Below are 16,809 nucleotides of genomic sequence, written 5' to 3'. Positions count from 1 at the left end.
AATTTAAAATATTTTAACTATTCATTAAAATTTAATAATTTTGCAAATAATGCTCAACATTCATCACGGGCAATTTTATTTCGACTTGATGTTTTATTAAAATAATCACTATCAGCAAAATTTAATTTAGCTTTAATAATCTTTTCATGCTTTTGAATATCATTCTTTTTGACCTTATCAAGTTTTGTTCCAATTAAAACGGTCAAAATGTTAAAATGTTTTAAATATTGATACATTTCATAATCATCTTGAGTTGGTGGATGACGTAAATCTACTAACAAACAGACAAATTTTAAATTTTGGCGTTGAGTTAAATATTCTTCCATCATTTTTGCAAAATCCATCTTATATTGGTTGCCAACTTTTACAAACCCATATCCGGGTGCATCAACAATTCGAAATTGATTATTATTAATTGCAAAAAAATTTAACATACGGGTTTTCCCGGGAATTTGCGAAACTTTTGCTAATTGGCGCTGATTTGTCAACATATTTAAAAAACTTGATTTACCAACATTACTTTTCCCTAAAAAAGCAATTTCTAATAAATCATCATTAATTCAACCTGCTTTATTAACCGCTGATGTAACATAACTTGCATTTTTAAACTTAAACATTATTTTTCCTCCATCTGACGATTAATTTCATACATTAAAATTGTTCCTGCCTGAGCAACATTTAATGACTCAAGTTGTGAATTAATTTTAATTTGGACATTATAATCACTAATTTCTTGCAATGTGGTGGAAAGGCCATGACCCTCATTACCCAATGCTAAAATATACCGGTCATTTTGCTTAAACTGACAATCTTGTAAATAAACACTTTTTTGATTTAAACCTGTCGTAATAATTTTATATTGGTTTAATTGGAAGTTTTTAATTTCATTTAAACCAATCTCTTTAATTGCAACTTTAAAAATCGCACCTTGACTAGCACGTAAAACTTTATCATTAAAAAGATCAACAGTATGATTATACAAAATAATATTTGTAAAACCAAAACCAAGGCCAGTTCTGATTAATGTTCCAACATTACCTGGATCTTGAATGTTTTCTAATAAAAGAATATTTTGATTAAATTGAAAATTATTTTGTTCCTTAACCTTCGTTAAATCAATCAGACCGATAATATTTTGACTATTTTTGCTTTGACTCAACTTAGTTAAAATTAATTCCGGAACTATTGTTAATAAAATATTATTAAAATTCTTTAATTTTGGTTGATTTGCTTTTGTTGTTAAAATTTCAACAACAATATTTTGTTGTAATGCTTCATCAATAATGTTTCATCCTTCAATTAAGGCTAAATTAAATTCTTTTCGGTATTTTTTTTCTTTTAATTTTGCCAATAATTTAATATGTTTATTTTGCGTTGAATTAATTTCTCGATAATTTATAAGATGGAATGCTTTCTTAATTGACATACATAAAACCAACAAGGTATTTTTTGGTTTTTGGGTCATCTCATTTTTCTTTTGTCTTTGCTGTTTCGCGCATTACAACAGCCATTACTCGGGGGCGTTTTGGTGGATCTTGCATTTTCCCTAATAAAACCGCTAATCCAGACCTATTATTTTTATCATTAATTTCTTTATTATAATCTTCGGCATCCTTAACTCCAATTTGTTTTGCCATAATTTTAACCTTGTTTTTTTCATATCAATGCTGAAATTTTTGATATTTTTCAAAAGACCATTCTTTTTCTTCTCAACCTAAGAAAATGCGGTCTTTCTCTTCATCTCAACTAGTTAAATAATCACGAAAATTTGTTTGTGCAGTTGGTCCTTGTTCCATCATTTTAAAAGTTTGATTAATTGTTTCTTCTAATGTATCATACTCATAACCAATAAAAGCATTACCAATTCAATGATGTTTATAAATTGGTTTTAATGGATTAAGAGGTTCAGTAAATGTAAGAGCATATGCTCAATATTTGTCGTCTGCTTTACTACGAAAAAGTTCATATCCAAATTTTTGATGCTTAATAACAACAGCATCTTTTTTAATTTTACAAACTAAATGCTTAAAAGCTGTTACAATAGCATTAATTTCGCCATCAGTTAATGGTGCCTTTAATTTTGGTTGTTTTAATTTTAAAATATGTTCTGTATAATATGATGGCATTCCCTCAACCTCCTTTTTAGTTAAAATTAACTACTAATTATAATTTTATCTTGGATATTTTGTTAAGTAAAGTAATAATTTGAAATTAACAAACAATCCATTATAATCATAATTTCATAATAATTAAAAAAGGAAATTAATTTCCTTTTTTAATTATAAAATTTATTTTACTTGAGCATTTAAATAATCTTTTAAACATTTTAATGAACAAACATTAACTTTATCAATGCGCATTATTTTTGGTTTAAGTTTATCACATTGATAGCAAACAAATGCTTTTGATTCATTTAAGTGATGACTACAAGTTTTTTCTTTATGAACTCAACATTCAGTAATTGCTTCTCCTAATAATTCAAAATTATCACCATGGTCATTCAGAATGCGTGAAAAATTAACTCCTTTCGCAATATCATGCCCACAAGTTGTTTTAATTAAAACTGATAATATTTCATATGATGAATTAGCAAAAAGTAAATTTGACGATTAATTTTCATAATTACATGTATGACAATCAACATATGGGATATTCGTTAGTGTTTGAATTTTTACTACTGATTCAGCTATTTTATCTAATCATTTATTGTTATTCAAAACTTTGGTTTTCATAACTTACTCTCCTTCTTTAATTGTTTTATTCAGATATTTGCGTAAACATTCTCGTGAGCAATAATTATTATTATCAAGTAATAAGTGTTCGTCATCTTGGCAAAGTAATTTCTTGCAATAAATACATGCAACATTATTTTGTAATACTTTAATATATGAATTAGTAACATCATTCATTTGATTACATTCGTTACATAACTCAACAATAAAATGACCAATTGTTTCTGTTTTAACATTAATCTTATCAAAACTAAATCCGAAAAAAAGATCATAAATATTTAAATCATAAATATCTTTCCCCTGGTGGCAATTATTACAATAAAACATCTTAATTTTACCAAGTTTTATTATTTCTAATAAGTACTCAAATAACTCATCTTTAAATTTGATTCAATATTTATAATGTTTTTTAACAAGTTCTTCGTTATTTTTTAAATTTGTAAGGTCATTATTGTTATGTGAGTTTTTTACATTTATTATTATTTCCTCCAAAAACTGAGCATAATTATTATATCATAAATTAAAATAAAGAAAATTTTTGAATTAGATAATAAGTTTGTAATAAACATTATATATATCTGAAAGGAAGCTTTATTATGGCCAAAAGAATGCTATCATCGCTTTTTAATATTCTTTTTTGTTAATTAAATGTTATTTTATGAATTTTCAATGTTAATCCTGTTGGGACTTTAATTTTTGGAACAGACTTTCCAAAGGATCGAAAAGGAAAGTTTATTTACGGATTATGTTCCTTTTTACAATGAATTTTAATGGTAACAGTTATTGGAACCGTTTTTGTTATTATCTTCTGAGCAAAAGGTGAACCATCAATTGCTCAACGTCTTGCTAAAACAGTATAATAAAATAAAAAGATAATATATTTAATATTATCTTTTTTAATAATTACATTTATTTGGTTCAAAAGGCGGTCCTGTACGATGAACCGGCAAAAAAACAATTCTTGTGAGATTGTTTTTTTATTTTTATATTAAAAACATAAATTTATTTGCATTATTCATCGGATAGTATCTTTAAATTTAGAATTTTATCATAAAAACAGATGTTATTTTGTTTTCCCTACACAAAATAAACCATATTTTTTTATAAATTTCCTTTCAAATAAAGGTATTATCCGATGAATAATGCAACCCCTAAAACTTAATATTTTTTGATGCTTAAAGATGGATAACTCATCTATGGCACGAAGCCTTAAAGAAAGTGTAAAAGCGATTGGATTTACTACTCCTATTTATTTCTTTAATTCTCGGCAAGATTAATCACTTGCGAAATGTCAGAGCATGTGTTTTTTAGCTTGTTTTCATAAAAAGAGTCTTGTTAAATCGAAAAAAACAATATCGGACACTAAAAAAACAAGAGGGTTGGAACTCCAAAAGGTTATTTTCTTTATATAAAGTTGTGTAGGGATGGATAAAGCGTAATTAATAACTGGGTAAACTGTTTTTTGTTTATTTTCGTATGGGGGTAAACTCTATCAAAATATCCTATCCGCCCCCGCCCACCTTCAAAGTGGAGCGGGCGGCGAAGTAATTAAATATTAAAATAAATTATTTACTAAATATCAAAATATTAACCAATAAAGCAATATTATGTTTTTTACAGAAAGGAAAATATTTGATGAAAAAATGAAATAAAAAAATTAAAAATAAATTACAAGAATTAATGATACAAGCTTATCTGGAACAGTAAATGATATTAATGGTGAAATTTGAGCAACAAATAAAAAGAATTAAGGAGTATAGATAAAATGACAGAATATAAAAGTAAATATATTAATAAAACTTGAAATGAAATAACAACATCATTTGATTGAGTTAATTGTCAACCTATTAATTGTCGTATTTCATATCATAAAAAGCATTATGATTTGCAATGTTTAGAATGAGCCAAAATGTACTTAAATTTTTTTAAAGACAAGTGAGATATTATTGCTTCTTATATGCAACATTACAAAATTAACGATATTTTAGATTTAGCATCAGATGGATGAAAAATATTACAAATTGACAAAAAAATAAACCAGATAAATTAAAATATATTATTGCAATTGACCCTGCTGGAATTGGAAAAACTGGTATTATTTTTTATAATGTTTTGCAAAAGAAAATAATTAATAATATTACTTTTAATTCCAAAAATGAAGAAGAAGCAATAAATAATATGTATTTAATATTAAATGAGTTTAAAAATAAAATTTGTTCTTATTTAAATAAAATTATTGTAATAATTGAAGATTATCAACTTCATAAGGGTTTAAAAATAAAAAATCCATTATCTACTCCTAAATTTATTGGTGGTTTAAAAGTTTTATGCAAATATCTATTTAATTTAAAATATATTTTGCAATCACCAGTCATTAAGAAAAATTATGTTTATAAAGGAAATATTAAAATGACAGAGCATGAATTAGATGCTTAAAAACATTTGCAATATTTTTTAAAAAAGGAAGTGATAAATAATGGTAAAAACAAAAAGTAATTTATCTAAAACAACAATCACTACTAATAAGACAAAAACAAAAAATAAAAGAGTTAATAAGTTAGAATTAACTGTTAGATTACATGAAAATCCTATTAAAACAAAAATTAAGGCTCTTGTTGCTGGTGGTGTTGAAGTTGATGCTTGTTCGGCTAAATGTCAGTGAGAAGGATTAAATTACTCAACATTATCAATATATAACCCATCTGTTTTAACTGAGTTTTTGAAATTAAAAAAAGATGATGAGATAAAAATTAAAGGCTCAGTATTTAATCAGTTAAATATAAAAACTAAACGCTATTTTTTGTCTTTTAGAGTAGACAGTTTTGAAATTATACAAAAAGCGATTAGAAAAAGAACAAATACAAATATTAAAAAATAGGAGGAAAAACAATGGCATTAAAAAATGTAAAATATGTTCTTATAAATGAAAATAATGAACCTATTAAAAATGAATATGGTAGTTTAGATATTAAAACTGCTGAAATTATTTTAAAAAATACTGCTGAAGTTCAAGAATTTAATTCAAGTAATTTAGAAAATAATAATCAGCAAATCAACGAACTACAAACAAAAAATACTGAGTTAACTTCACAAATTGAACAACAAACAATTCAACTAAAACAAATTGAAGTAATTGATTTTATTAATTTTTCAACTGATAATTAAGATTTTAAAAATGTTTTATTAAAATCTTATGATATTACTGATGATATTGAAATCATTAAAACACAATTGCAAAGTGTTTATGATGAATTAATTAAGGTACAAACAGTTAATACTGGGGGCGTACCAAAAGTAGTAAACAAAGAAAACAATATTTTAGATACAGACAATGTATTTAATAAATAGAAAGAAGGAATAAAAATATGGATCCAAAAACAATTTTTGGCGATATTGCTAATCAAGCAACACAAAGAGACCGAGAAACATTTGAACAATGATATTTACAAACTTATCAACAAAAATTTAGTTAAGAAGCTTTATTTGCGTGAAAAGAAGCAAATAAAATTTGGTTTAACATATAAAAGAAAGAAAAATATTAAATATAATGAAGGTTTAGGAAAAGATGGACAAGTATTTAATACCGATGATAATCTTCTAAAATATTCAACAGTAGAATTTGAAGATGGAGTTGTTGAATTAGATACAATTTTAACTTTTGCTTGTAAATTAGACCCTGTAGAAAATGATTTTAATCCTAATCTTTGGGCTGCCGATATTGAGCAAGCAATGGATACTGAGGTTGCTTATAAACGCAATAAAATTTTAGAAATTATTAATAAAGGAACAGTTACAACTATTCAAGGCAAAAAAGCAGATGATACAAATGCTTTACAAATTCATGATGAAATTATGGATAAAATATATGAAAACGGTTTTACTCCATCAGAAACAATTGTTTTAGGTTCGGCTGATTTTATTCGTGGAATTCGTAATAAATTACAGTTACAACTTGGAGCAAACGACCAAATAAATAGTGTAATCACAACAAGTGGAGCAATGAAAACTGTTGAAGGAACAACATACTATATGGTTCCTAAAAAATTACCAATTATTAATAAAGATGGTTCAGAAGGAACAATTGAATTATTACCAGATGGTGTTAATGCAATTGCCTTTAAGTTTAGCAAAAAATATGACCCTCTTTTTTTACGCAAAAAAGATCATACTCCGTTAAGAGTTGGTGCTGCTGCGTTAGGTACAGGAATGGGTAATACTTTGATTATGGAAAGAGTTTTATATTTAGGTGGAGCAGTGGTTGAACCAAAAGGAATTATTAAACATATTGTTTCAAAAATTGATATTAGTAAAATTAATAAATTAGATAAACCAACTATTCATGTTGCAGACCCAATAAAAGCAACAGCCGAACAGTTAAAACCACAATTTAAAGATGTTGTTTTAAAAGCAGTTAAAGCAGTAGATGTTTCTTTAACTGAAAATGATTTTGATTACTTTATTGAAAGTAAAGGTGAAGACTGACCAATTAATATTACAAATGATAAAACAGTTGCAGTGCAAATTGAAGGTAAAAACAACGCTACTGGTCAAACAAATCCGATTGATGTTAAAATTAAAAATTCTTAATAATACTAAAAAATAGTACTTTTTCGTTTGAAAAATGATATGCCAATTGGAACATCTAAAACAGCCCTTATTTATGCTGTTAAAAAAATCCAACTAGATTGTCAATCCAACAACAAGAAAAAAGTTTTGGTTTACAGTTATTAGAATTTTTAGGAATTCAAGTTTTAGCTCTTGGTTTATCAGTTTTAACTGGTGGTATTGCTTCGGCTGTTGGTCTTGGTGCGGGATTATCTAATTTTGCCGCAGCATTTTTCTCGTTTGGAGTAGAAACAGCAACCGATTTTGCCGTAAATCAAATATATATTAAATTAACATCAGAAGTAACAGCAAAATTTGTTACCAGCAATTGGCGGTGTTGGTAAATTAACGCGTGCTGCTCGAACAACTAAAATTTTAAAATTAGCAAAAGAAACTAAATTACTTGAAAAATTAGGTGTAATAACTGCTAATAACTTAGAAGATGTTGTAAGACAAGTTACAGGTAAAAAGATTTTATCTTCTAAATTAATATTTGATTTTACAAAGCAGGCTAATAATGAAACTTTATTATATACAATTGGAAAATTAGCCCGAAATGATTTTTATAAAGGTTTTAAAGTTTCTAATTTAGAAACAATTAATAATTTATTAAAAATTGAAAAAAATATTCAAAAAATAAGTCCTACATTAGTTCAAAAAATACCACGCATAAATGAAATAAATGCTAATAAATGATTGTCTAAATATGGATTTGTAAATTGTACTATGAAGTGTAGCACCCTATTTAATTTTATTATAACACCAATAAAATAATTGTTCCTTTGCATCTATCTTTAAAAAATCTGTTAGAAAAAATTCGTTCTACTGCGTTTGTAACTTCTTTTGTTGTTTTTTCTTTTAATGGTTCAATAATTTTAAATTGGGTTAATTCTTCGATTAAAACTAAACAAACACTATTATTTTTGCCAACCATAGTATCCATTTGAAATCAACCAAATTCATTTTTATCATGTTTTGCTTCTTCAATAGTTCTAAAATTTCTTATTTTTTCACGGTTATCAATTCTATTTTTTGTTTTATATTTTCTACCATGAAAATACAAATTATCTTTCTTGAAATTTATTATATTTCTAATGTAATTAATGATAATTTTTCATTATTTTTATTAAATAATTGTAAATTATTAATATTAATTTGTTCTTTTGTGGGTGGATAGGAAAATATTAAACTATTTGATTGTTTTAAAAAATTAACAACTGCGATATTTGAATATGAGTTTTCATCTTCAATGCCATTTTTATACAAATATCATTCATTATCTTCGATTAATTGTAAATATGTATTTCTGTCTTTTCCACTGACTTTAGTTCCGATAGGACAATTTTTGATTAATTCTAAGTTAATATCTTTTCCTTCAGTAATTTTTTCATTTATTTTTTCAATAAAAATATTTATATCATAATTCCCATAACATCATATGCCAGATATTTCGATTTGATTTAAATTAAATAGTTTTTCGTGTTTTAAAAAAGTTATTTTAATACTGTCCTCAACTAAATTTTTAGTTATACTCACTCAATTTGATTTAGAATAAAGTAATTTATTTCATTGAGAAAAATAGTTTAAATAATCTTTTATTTTGTCATTAGAAACAATTAAATTAGTTAAATATTTGCCATATTCACCATCAGATAGTTTAATTTCAGCAGAAATAAGAGAAGGTATATTATTTGTTTCTAATTCACTTGTTATGGATAATCAATTAAAGTAATTTGCTTCTAATTGATAAATATAGTTTTCTGAAATATCTTTGTTTTTAACAGTTACTTTAATTTCATCATTTTTATTAATATTATTTTGATTTTTTAAATTTCAATCTGTAATTTGTCCTGTTTTAGGTAAAATAAACGGTGTATTTGGTTCGCTATCATTATTTCAACGATAAACTGATTTAAAGTAAGAACCATTATCATCTGTTCAATGTGTCACATATTTAACAAACCCTGAATCATTTGTAATACATAAATCTCTTCCCATACCTAAATCAGTTTTCTGCAATTGCCGATTATTAGAATTATCAATTTTAATAGTCATTTCATTATTTTTAAACTTAATAATACGCCAATCAGCATTTTTATCACCACGCCACACAGCAAAATATCATTTATCATCTTTCTCATTAAATGGTTTGTCATTTGAATAAACCTCTTCTCAATAATTTATTGGTGTTGTTGGAATAGAACCACCAGTAAAATTAAAATATGATGAATTTAATTTAACTTTGTAATGTTCAAACTCTCAATATCCAGTTTCTACCTCTCTTGGATTAGATATTAATTCAAAATAATAAGGGGCAAATAATTTAACATCATCATTATAGCCTTTATTAATTGCATATTTACTATATGTATAATTTGATAACATGTATATCACTTGTTTAATTCTTTTTACATATCTTTTATGTAATTCACTTGGATTGTCTAATTTTCAATTTTCAAATAAACCATCAATAACATCTTCTGGTTTTTGTCCTTCAAATTTTTGACGTAATTCAGCCGCTTTATTAGTGGGATTTCCTTTTTCATCATATTTTGCACCTTGAAATTTTCGATCATAATTATAACGATAAGTTAAATAATTTAATAAAACTTTTTCTAAACCATTATTTTTTATTAAACTTAAAATATCATCTGGTTGAATATATATTTTTGCAATAAACCACGGTAAAAAACTTTCGGTAAATCAATATTGAAATACTCTTAAATTAGGTTTTGTTTCAATAGACATAGATAGCAACGGTACTAAATTAGCATTTTCAACTATTGATGAAGGATAAGAATAAAGACCATTAATATTACCTCAACATTTAATATTTCCAAATAACATTGATTTAGGGTATTTAATCTCAATCCCAGTAAATACTGTATCTTCGGGTAATGATTTTTGTAATACTAAATGAATACTATTTTGGTTTTTTCATTTAAAATCAGTCACCTTAACTAAATGAGTAGATTTAATAATATCAACACCATCAGGTGAATAAGGTCTTTTATATTCTTCGATAATATAACATTCATTTTTATTGTCTTCGGTAATTGGTTCATTAATAGATACTATTTTTAAGTCATAGGACTCTAAAAATTCTTTGTATTTTTTTGAAATATCATTAATTAAAATATCTTTTTCTTCAATCATTACATAACTTGTGCTATTATCTTGGACTGTGGTATTTTGTTGAATTTGTAATTTAAAATTAAAATCACTAATTTCATAACCAGTTATTTTAATATATTCATCTTTGTCAATAAAACCTATTTTAACGCTATTTTTAGAATAGTTTAAGATTGGTTTTTGATTTGTCTTAACAAGATTTATTAATTTTATAAATATATAAGGTTCTAGCACGGTCTTCAGTAAATAATTGTTCTAAATCAGGGTCGATGTACTGCGATTGACTAGCAAAATCTAACGGAATACTATCAATTGAATAGTCAATTGGTTCATCATTTTCTTCTAATTGTGCTAACATTTTTTCAGATGGTTTTAACATTATTCTTGTTCTCCTTCTTCATTAGGCATATTTATAATAGTTTCATTGTTATTTAATTGTCTGTTTAAAGTAGCATTTACTGGTAAGCGAACATCAATAATTAAATCATCAATATTTTTAATATTAAATGTTCTACTGTTTAAAATAGCATTATCATATTTAATTAACTTAATAATGAATTCAGTTAATTTAATTTCTCTAATATATATCATTTGTTTGTATGATGCGTTTGTTTGAATATTTACTCCCGCAACTTCTGCTTGTGTTTGTTGGGCTCCCTTGGCGATTGCGGGAACATGATGGCGATTTATTTTATAGTAATTAGTTAATAATCAATCATATATTTTGGTTAATTGTTCACCTTTAAAATTACCAGCAATATAGTCTACTGGTTGAAAATTACTATCAGAGTCTCCTTCAACTAATAACAAGTCATTTTCAATAAATGAAGCCAACATTTTACTAATTTCTTGGTCAACCACACCAGTAACACCATTAGTATTAATGGTAAATTAACCACTATTTAATAATGGATCTAACATTATCTTTTCAGCAATAATATCTAAAATACTAGCAAATTGTTTACCATAACGAGCAGAAGGTTCAAAATTAGGGTTATTAGAAATAATTTCAATTGGTATAAAATTAAGTGGCAATATTTCTTCTCTTTGTAAAGTTGTATAGTTATTTCATTTAGCATCATCAATATATAAGTCAGTAATAGTGCTGTATAATCATGTTTTTAACTTTCTAATAACTTTTACTTGTTTAGTTACATAATTAATTTCTAATTTTTCAGTAATAAAAACACTCTGGTCATTTTTAATATAAGGGTCATAATCAAAAGTACAAGATACTAAATTACCTAATTCGTCATATTGGTTATTATAAAAATCAATAGTAATAAAATTAAGTTTTAAATTATTAGCAAAAATAAAATATGCACCTTTACCATTCTTATTAATTTTATATTCGTTATATCAATTCTTATTAGTAAAGTCTTGCATTTTTAAAAAGTTATTAATTAATTTAGTATCTATCTCTTTATTATTAATTGGATTATAAATGCTAATTTCTAAATCTCGTGGATTTAAAAAATTAGCATTATCTTCACAAATTCTTTTTTCTAAAATCTCCTTATGTTTTTAAACAGTAACATTTTTACGATTAGTAATCGTTGATGCTAAATTAAGATAATAACTATCAATATCATATTCTTTTTTTAATTTCTTTTTTTCTAATAACAATCCCATTTATATCACCTCTTTATTTCGTATCTTCTTTTTTAATAACATCTTCAATACTATCTTGTTTTTGTTGTTTGTTATGAGTTTTGATAAATCTAATAGTTTCAATAATTAAAACTATAATTCCTGCTCCAATAAGCATTGCTGAAACAATAACATATGCTGGTCAAGAAATACCCAATGTTTTTTCTCCGATAAAACAAATAATAATTCCGGCAATAAAAAACAATGATGAAACTCCAAAGATTTTCAAAAACATAATCATATCTTTAATAGTTACTTTTGGCATAATACCATCTCCTTCCTAACTTACTTTTTTTCTTTCAATATACAATCCTTTAATTTCAACACTATTTGATATTGATGATAATTTAAACTCACCGTTGGAAAATAATTGAATGGTAATTCAACGACTTGGATTATTTCCATATGATATTCCACTTGCTAATTTACCTTTAAAGTTTATATGCGTAATTATATATAGTTCTATCTCAAGCGTTTTATAACACCATAAACGATAATAATATTCTGACTTATTAAAATTTTTAATTTTATATCCTTTAGAATCTTGAACAAAATCACTAGTATCAACAACTTTTCAATCATTTGATATTTTAGGTAAATCTTTTTTCTGTAAATAAAATTTATCTAAATATTTAGTAGTACCAAATGTATCATCAGTACTTTCAATTCCCGCAACTGTACTATCAATAATCATATAATCAGCAGTATTTTTACCACCTTGAAAACTAGGGTCTCAAATTCTTAATTCCTCGTTTTCAGCATTAAAATCAGCATTAACACGACCACTACTATTAGGTAATAAAGTTATTTTATTTTGTTTTAAATCTGAAACCATTAATTCATCAGCAGTATTTTTAATAATTGTTTTATTATCAATTTTAATATCACTACCGCCACTTTGTTTTGCTTTTCAGACACCATTTTTTTCATAAATAGTATCATTATCAAAGGGAACATTTATTTCATTATTGTTATTTTTAACAATAGTTTTATTGTCAATCTTAATTTTTTCTTTTTCTATTAAAGCATCAACTTCTAATTGAGTAGAATATGATTCTAAATCAATCATTGTTAAATCAATACCTTCTTCTTGAAAAGTACGAAACATTTTCATTAAAGTTGTTAAATTAGCCAATGATTTTGCATAGGTAGGCAATAGACTTTGTCAAATAATCATGGGGTCATTTTGCGATAAATAATTAATATCACCAACACTCATATTTGCCGAAGTAAAAAATTCAATTGGAATACGGTTAAATGTTCAATGCTCAATCGTAATAAACACCATATTAATACAAATTTTCTTTAATAATGGATCTTTAAATGTTTCAAACTTTAGTTTTGAAAATGGATAGTTTAAGTAAGAATTAATCATATTTTGGGTTCTTAAAGCAAATGTTTTAAATCATAATTCTACATCACCTTTAAAAAACTTATTATAACGAACTGGAACTTGTGTAATTTTACCTGTCATTGGAATAAAATTATTATAATTTTCCAAAGTAACATTTTGTCATAATTCATTTAACATTTAATCATCTCCTTATCATTTACTTTTTTTAGAATATATTTTCTTTAATATAAATTTTTTACTATTTAGTAATGTTTTTGTTTTAATTGTTTTGTTTAAATCTTGTTTTGTTCTGAGTTGTTTATATGCTTGAAATACTAGTCCATTACCTAACAAACTAGTAACCGCACTATCTTCTAGCGTATTTAACAATTTATCTTTATTAAAGTTATTTTTAAATTGTTCTTGCATTTTTAATATCTTAGCAATTGTCCGATATATTTTAAAACTATCTTTTACTACTTGCTGATAAATAAGTAGGGCAAAAGAAACTAAATTAAACAAACTTGTTTTTTTAAATCCCCAACCAATAAACCACTCACTGTTCATATAGAATTTAAACGGTTTAGGAGCCAAAACAAACTGTTCTGCTTTGATTAAAGTTGTCATAACGACAATAGGGGCATATTTAGGATTTTTATAATATATTGTTAAAGCAACTTGACCCGCAACTGATAATGGAACAATTTTAACTGCTAAAAAAACATCAGAACCATAAGCAAAAGGTAATAATTGACCTTTTTTAATAGCCTTAGTTTCAAATTTAGATAATATTTTTTTAGTTTTATCAGTAATTTTACTAATTACTTTTTGTTTAATAGTAATTATTTGTTTTTCAATTGGGGCTAATAATTTTTTAGTTACTTTTTGAATATAAAAATTTAGGTTTAAATGATTTAAAATTTTATTTAATTTAATTGGTGTTTGATGAAAAATATTTAATAATTTATTATTATATATTTTACTGCCCCGCATTAAATTAGCATTTAATATTAGGTTTTTACCAACACCTTTTTATGAAGATTAGTCATTATGTTATATCACTCATTAGTATTAATTTTGCTTATTTTATCAATATTTAATCCATATTTAGAGAATCATTTATTAGCATTTATTTCATTTATACGTGGTATTTTTTGAACTAATATAGGACTTATTTTTTGAATATTTTTTTCAATTTTTAATAAATTATTAATTGTTTCTAATTTAGAAACTTTAAAACCCTTATAAAAATCATTTCGGGCTAATTTTCCAATTGTATATAATAAAGTTTCATTATTAGCTTGTTTTGTAAAATCAAATATTAATTTATCAGATAAAATCTTTTTACCTCTAACTTGTCTTACAACATCTTCTAAATTATTAGCAGTTATTACACCTAATTTTTCAAGTAGTTTAGTTTCTTTCGCTAATTTTAAAATTTTAGTTGTTCGAGCAGCACGCGTTAATTTTCCAATACCATCAATTGCTGGTAGCAAATTTAAGGCAGTACTTTTTGCTGTCACTTCTGATGTTAATTTATCGTATATTTGATTTACGGAAAAATCGGTTGCTGTTTCTACTCCAAATGAGATAAATGCTGCGGCAAAATTAGATAATCCCGCACCAAGACCAACAGCCGAAGCAATACCACCAGTTAAAACTGATAAACCAAGTGCTAAAACTTGAATTCCTAAAAATTCTAATAACTGTAAACCAAAATTTTTTTCTTGTTGTTGGATTGACAATCTAGTTGGATTTTTTTAACAGCATAAATAAGGGCTGTTTTAGATGTTCCAATTGGCATATATATCAAACGAAAAAGTACTATTTTTTAGTACTATATAAGAATTTTTAATTTTAACATCAATCGGATTTGTTTGACCAGTAACGTTGTTTTTACCTTCAATTTGAACTTCAACAGTTTTATCATTTGTAATATTAATTGGTCAGTCTTCACCTTTACTTTCAATAAAGTAATCAAAATCACTTTCAGTTAAAGAACTATTTACTGCTTTTACTGCTTTTAAAACAACATCTTTAAATTGTGATTTTAACTATTCGGCTGTTGCTTTTGTTGGGTCTGTAATATGAATATTTGGTTTATCTATTTTATTAATTTTACTAATATCAATTTTTGAAACAATATGTTTAATAATTCCCTTAGGTTCAACCACTGCCCCATTTAAATATAAAACTCTTTCCATAATCAAAGTATTACCCATTCCAGTACCCAATGCAGCTGTACCAACTCTTAATGGAGTATGGTCTTTTTTGCGTAAGATAAGAGGGTCATATTTTTTACTAAATTTAAAGGCAATTGCATTAACACCATCTGGTAATAGAGTAATTGTTCCTTCTGAACCATCTTTATTAATAATTGGTAATTTTTTAGGAACCATATAATATGTTGTTCCTTAAACAGTTTTCATTGCTCCGCTTGTTTCAATTACATTGTTTATTTGGTCATTTGCTCCAAGTTGTAACTGTAATTTATTACGAATTCCACGAATAAAATCAGCCGAACCCAAGACAACTGTTTCTGATGGGGTAAATCCATTTTCATATATTTTATCCATAATTTCATCGTGAATTTGTAAAGCATTAGTATCATCTGCTTTTTGGCCTTGAATGGTTGTAACTACTCCTTTATTAATAATTTCTAAAATTTTATTACGTTTATAAGCAACCTCAGTATCCATTGCTTTTTCAATATCAGCAGCCCAAAGATTAGGGTTAAAATCACTTTCTACAGGGTCTAATTTACAAGCAAAAGTTAAAATTGTATCTAATTCAACAATTTCATCATCAAATTCTACTTCTGAATAATTTAATAATTTATCATCATTATTAAATACTTTCCCATCTTTACCAGAACTTCATTATATTTAATATTTTTCTTTCTTTTATATGCTAAACTAAATTTACTTGCATCTTTTCACGCAAATAATGTTTCTTAACTAAATTTTTGTTGATAAATTTGTAAATATCATTGTTCAAATGTTTCTCGATCTCGTTTTGTTGCTTGATTAGCAATATCTCCGAAAATTCTTTGTGGGTTTTGTGCCATAATTTACTTCCTTCTTTCTATTTATTAAATACATTGTCTGTATCTAAAATATTGTTTTCTTTGTTTACTACTTTTGGTACGTCACCAATATTAACTGTTTGTACCTTAATTAATTCATCATAAACACTTTGCAATTGTGTTTTAATGATTTCAATATCATCAGTAATATCATAAGACTTTAATAAAACATTTTTAAATTCTTCATTATCAGTTAAAGAATTAATAAAGTCAATTACTTCAATTTGTTTTAATTGAATTGTTTGTTGTTCAATTTGTGAAGTTAATTCAGT

Annotated in this window: 24 protein-coding genes; 7 read left to right on the top strand and 17 right to left on the bottom strand. The window is 25.3% G+C overall.

What is annotated here, in order from left to right; all coding sequences use genetic code 4:
* Nucleotides 1-17 precede the first annotated feature (17 nt).
* The 6 genes from yihA to ACZ91P_RS05640 form a co-directional block, all read right to left on the bottom strand.
* Nucleotides 18-617: a ribosome biogenesis GTP-binding protein YihA/YsxC gene (gene yihA / locus ACZ91P_RS05665; protein WP_465158415.1), complete on the bottom strand. Its 600-nt coding sequence runs from the start codon at nucleotides 615-617 to the stop codon at nucleotides 18-20.
* The gene (locus ACZ91P_RS05660; protein ID WP_465158414.1) at nucleotides 617-1,426 is read right to left on the bottom strand and encodes a TrmH family RNA methyltransferase; all 810 of its coding nucleotides are present in this window, start codon (nucleotides 1,424-1,426) and stop codon (nucleotides 617-619) included. Before ACZ91P_RS05660 ends, yihA begins: the two co-directional genes overlap by 1 nt.
* Nucleotides 1,416-2,126: a hypothetical protein gene (locus ACZ91P_RS05655; RefSeq protein ID WP_465158413.1), complete on the bottom strand. Its 711-nt coding sequence runs from the start codon at nucleotides 2,124-2,126 to the stop codon at nucleotides 1,416-1,418. The genes ACZ91P_RS05660 and ACZ91P_RS05655 overlap by 11 nt, the downstream gene beginning before the upstream one ends.
* A 483-nt stretch (nucleotides 2,127-2,609) precedes the next feature.
* Entirely contained in the window at nucleotides 2,610-2,732 is a 123-nt protein-coding gene (locus ACZ91P_RS05650) for a hypothetical protein (RefSeq protein ID WP_465158412.1), read from the bottom strand.
* 3 nt (nucleotides 2,733-2,735) lie between these two features.
* The gene (locus ACZ91P_RS05645; RefSeq protein WP_465158411.1) at nucleotides 2,736-3,224 is read right to left on the bottom strand and encodes a hypothetical protein; all 489 of its coding nucleotides are present in this window, start codon (nucleotides 3,222-3,224) and stop codon (nucleotides 2,736-2,738) included.
* A 244-nt stretch (nucleotides 3,225-3,468) separates the two neighbouring features.
* Nucleotides 3,469-3,654, bottom strand: coding sequence for a hypothetical protein (locus tag ACZ91P_RS05640; RefSeq protein ID WP_465158410.1), 186 nt, complete (start codon nucleotides 3,652-3,654; stop codon nucleotides 3,469-3,471).
* Nucleotides 3,655-4,497: 843 nt separating this feature from the next.
* On the opposite strand from ACZ91P_RS05640, the gene ACZ91P_RS05635 reads away from it, so the two are divergent.
* The 7 genes from ACZ91P_RS05635 (at nucleotide 4,498) to ACZ91P_RS05605 (ending at nucleotide 8,111) form a co-directional block, all read left to right on the top strand.
* Complete coding sequence (locus tag ACZ91P_RS05635; protein ID WP_465158409.1) at nucleotides 4,498-4,782, top strand: hypothetical protein; 285 nt, start codon at nucleotides 4,498-4,500, stop codon at nucleotides 4,780-4,782.
* A complete protein-coding gene (locus tag ACZ91P_RS05630) occupies nucleotides 4,737-5,168 on the top strand; it encodes a hypothetical protein (RefSeq protein WP_465158407.1) in 432 nt (143 codons plus the stop codon). Before ACZ91P_RS05635 ends, ACZ91P_RS05630 begins: the two co-directional genes overlap by 46 nt.
* A gap of 40 nt (nucleotides 5,169-5,208) precedes the next feature.
* A complete protein-coding gene (locus tag ACZ91P_RS05625; protein ID WP_465158406.1) occupies nucleotides 5,209-5,610 on the top strand; it encodes a hypothetical protein in 402 nt (133 codons plus the stop codon).
* Nucleotides 5,611-5,621: 11 nt separating this feature from the next.
* Complete coding sequence (locus ACZ91P_RS05620; RefSeq protein ID WP_465158405.1) at nucleotides 5,622-5,897, top strand: hypothetical protein; 276 nt, start codon at nucleotides 5,622-5,624, stop codon at nucleotides 5,895-5,897.
* A 318-nt stretch (nucleotides 5,898-6,215) separates the two neighbouring features.
* Nucleotides 6,216-7,319: a hypothetical protein gene (locus ACZ91P_RS05615; protein WP_465158403.1), complete on the top strand. Its 1,104-nt coding sequence runs from the start codon at nucleotides 6,216-6,218 to the stop codon at nucleotides 7,317-7,319.
* 98 nt (nucleotides 7,320-7,417) lie between these two features.
* Nucleotides 7,418-7,681 (top strand): hypothetical protein, encoded by a 264-nt coding sequence (locus ACZ91P_RS05610; RefSeq protein ID WP_465158401.1) that lies wholly within the window; start codon nucleotides 7,418-7,420, stop codon nucleotides 7,679-7,681.
* Complete coding sequence (locus tag ACZ91P_RS05605; RefSeq protein ID WP_465158399.1) at nucleotides 7,653-8,111, top strand: hypothetical protein; 459 nt, start codon at nucleotides 7,653-7,655, stop codon at nucleotides 8,109-8,111. The genes ACZ91P_RS05610 and ACZ91P_RS05605 overlap by 29 nt, the downstream gene beginning before the upstream one ends.
* On the opposite strand, the gene ACZ91P_RS05600 is transcribed toward ACZ91P_RS05605, so the two are convergent.
* The 11 genes from ACZ91P_RS05600 to ACZ91P_RS05550 all read right to left on the bottom strand — a co-directional run bounded on the left by ACZ91P_RS05600 (nucleotide 8,092) and on the right by ACZ91P_RS05550 (nucleotide 16,151).
* A complete protein-coding gene (locus ACZ91P_RS05600; protein WP_465158397.1) occupies nucleotides 8,092-8,400 on the bottom strand; it encodes a hypothetical protein in 309 nt (102 codons plus the stop codon). The two genes, ACZ91P_RS05605 and ACZ91P_RS05600, sit on opposite strands and share 20 nt — an antisense overlap.
* Nucleotides 8,401-8,420: 20 nt before the next feature.
* Complete coding sequence (locus ACZ91P_RS05595; RefSeq protein ID WP_465158395.1) at nucleotides 8,421-10,703, bottom strand: hypothetical protein; 2,283 nt, start codon at nucleotides 10,701-10,703, stop codon at nucleotides 8,421-8,423.
* The gene (locus ACZ91P_RS05590; RefSeq protein WP_465158393.1) at nucleotides 10,660-10,848 is read right to left on the bottom strand and encodes a hypothetical protein; all 189 of its coding nucleotides are present in this window, start codon (nucleotides 10,846-10,848) and stop codon (nucleotides 10,660-10,662) included. Before ACZ91P_RS05590 ends, ACZ91P_RS05595 begins: the two co-directional genes overlap by 44 nt.
* Entirely contained in the window at nucleotides 10,848-11,330 is a 483-nt protein-coding gene (locus ACZ91P_RS05585) for a hypothetical protein (RefSeq protein ID WP_465158391.1), read from the bottom strand. Before ACZ91P_RS05585 ends, ACZ91P_RS05590 begins: the two co-directional genes overlap by 1 nt.
* Before the next feature lie 30 nt (nucleotides 11,331-11,360).
* Nucleotides 11,361-11,855, bottom strand: a complete 495-nt coding sequence (locus ACZ91P_RS05580) for a hypothetical protein (protein ID WP_465158389.1) — start codon at nucleotides 11,853-11,855, stop codon at nucleotides 11,361-11,363.
* Nucleotides 11,856-12,114: 259 nt separating this feature from the next.
* Nucleotides 12,115-12,384, bottom strand: a complete 270-nt coding sequence (locus ACZ91P_RS05575) for a hypothetical protein (protein ID WP_126821249.1) — start codon at nucleotides 12,382-12,384, stop codon at nucleotides 12,115-12,117.
* A gap of 15 nt (nucleotides 12,385-12,399) precedes the next feature.
* Nucleotides 12,400-13,650 (bottom strand): hypothetical protein, encoded by a 1,251-nt coding sequence (locus tag ACZ91P_RS05570; protein ID WP_465158387.1) that lies wholly within the window; start codon nucleotides 13,648-13,650, stop codon nucleotides 12,400-12,402.
* 12 nt (nucleotides 13,651-13,662) lie between these two features.
* Nucleotides 13,663-14,445 (bottom strand): hypothetical protein, encoded by a 783-nt coding sequence (locus ACZ91P_RS05565; RefSeq protein ID WP_465158385.1) that lies wholly within the window; start codon nucleotides 14,443-14,445, stop codon nucleotides 13,663-13,665.
* A 17-nt stretch (nucleotides 14,446-14,462) separates the two neighbouring features.
* Nucleotides 14,463-15,197 (bottom strand): hypothetical protein, encoded by a 735-nt coding sequence (locus ACZ91P_RS05560; RefSeq protein ID WP_465158383.1) that lies wholly within the window; start codon nucleotides 15,195-15,197, stop codon nucleotides 14,463-14,465.
* Nucleotides 15,198-15,506: 309 nt separating this feature from the next.
* Nucleotides 15,507-15,851, bottom strand: coding sequence for a hypothetical protein (locus ACZ91P_RS05555; RefSeq protein ID WP_465158381.1), 345 nt, complete (start codon nucleotides 15,849-15,851; stop codon nucleotides 15,507-15,509).
* A gap of 15 nt (nucleotides 15,852-15,866) precedes the next feature.
* Nucleotides 15,867-16,151, bottom strand: a complete 285-nt coding sequence (locus ACZ91P_RS05550; RefSeq protein WP_465158379.1) for a hypothetical protein — start codon at nucleotides 16,149-16,151, stop codon at nucleotides 15,867-15,869.
* Nucleotides 16,152-16,809 lie beyond the last annotated feature (658 nt).

It is taken from the genome of Spiroplasma endosymbiont of Halictus nicosiae (assembly GCF_978018445.1).
Note: the sequence above shows the minus strand (reverse complement) of the source record. Positions and strands in the feature narration are given on the sequence as shown.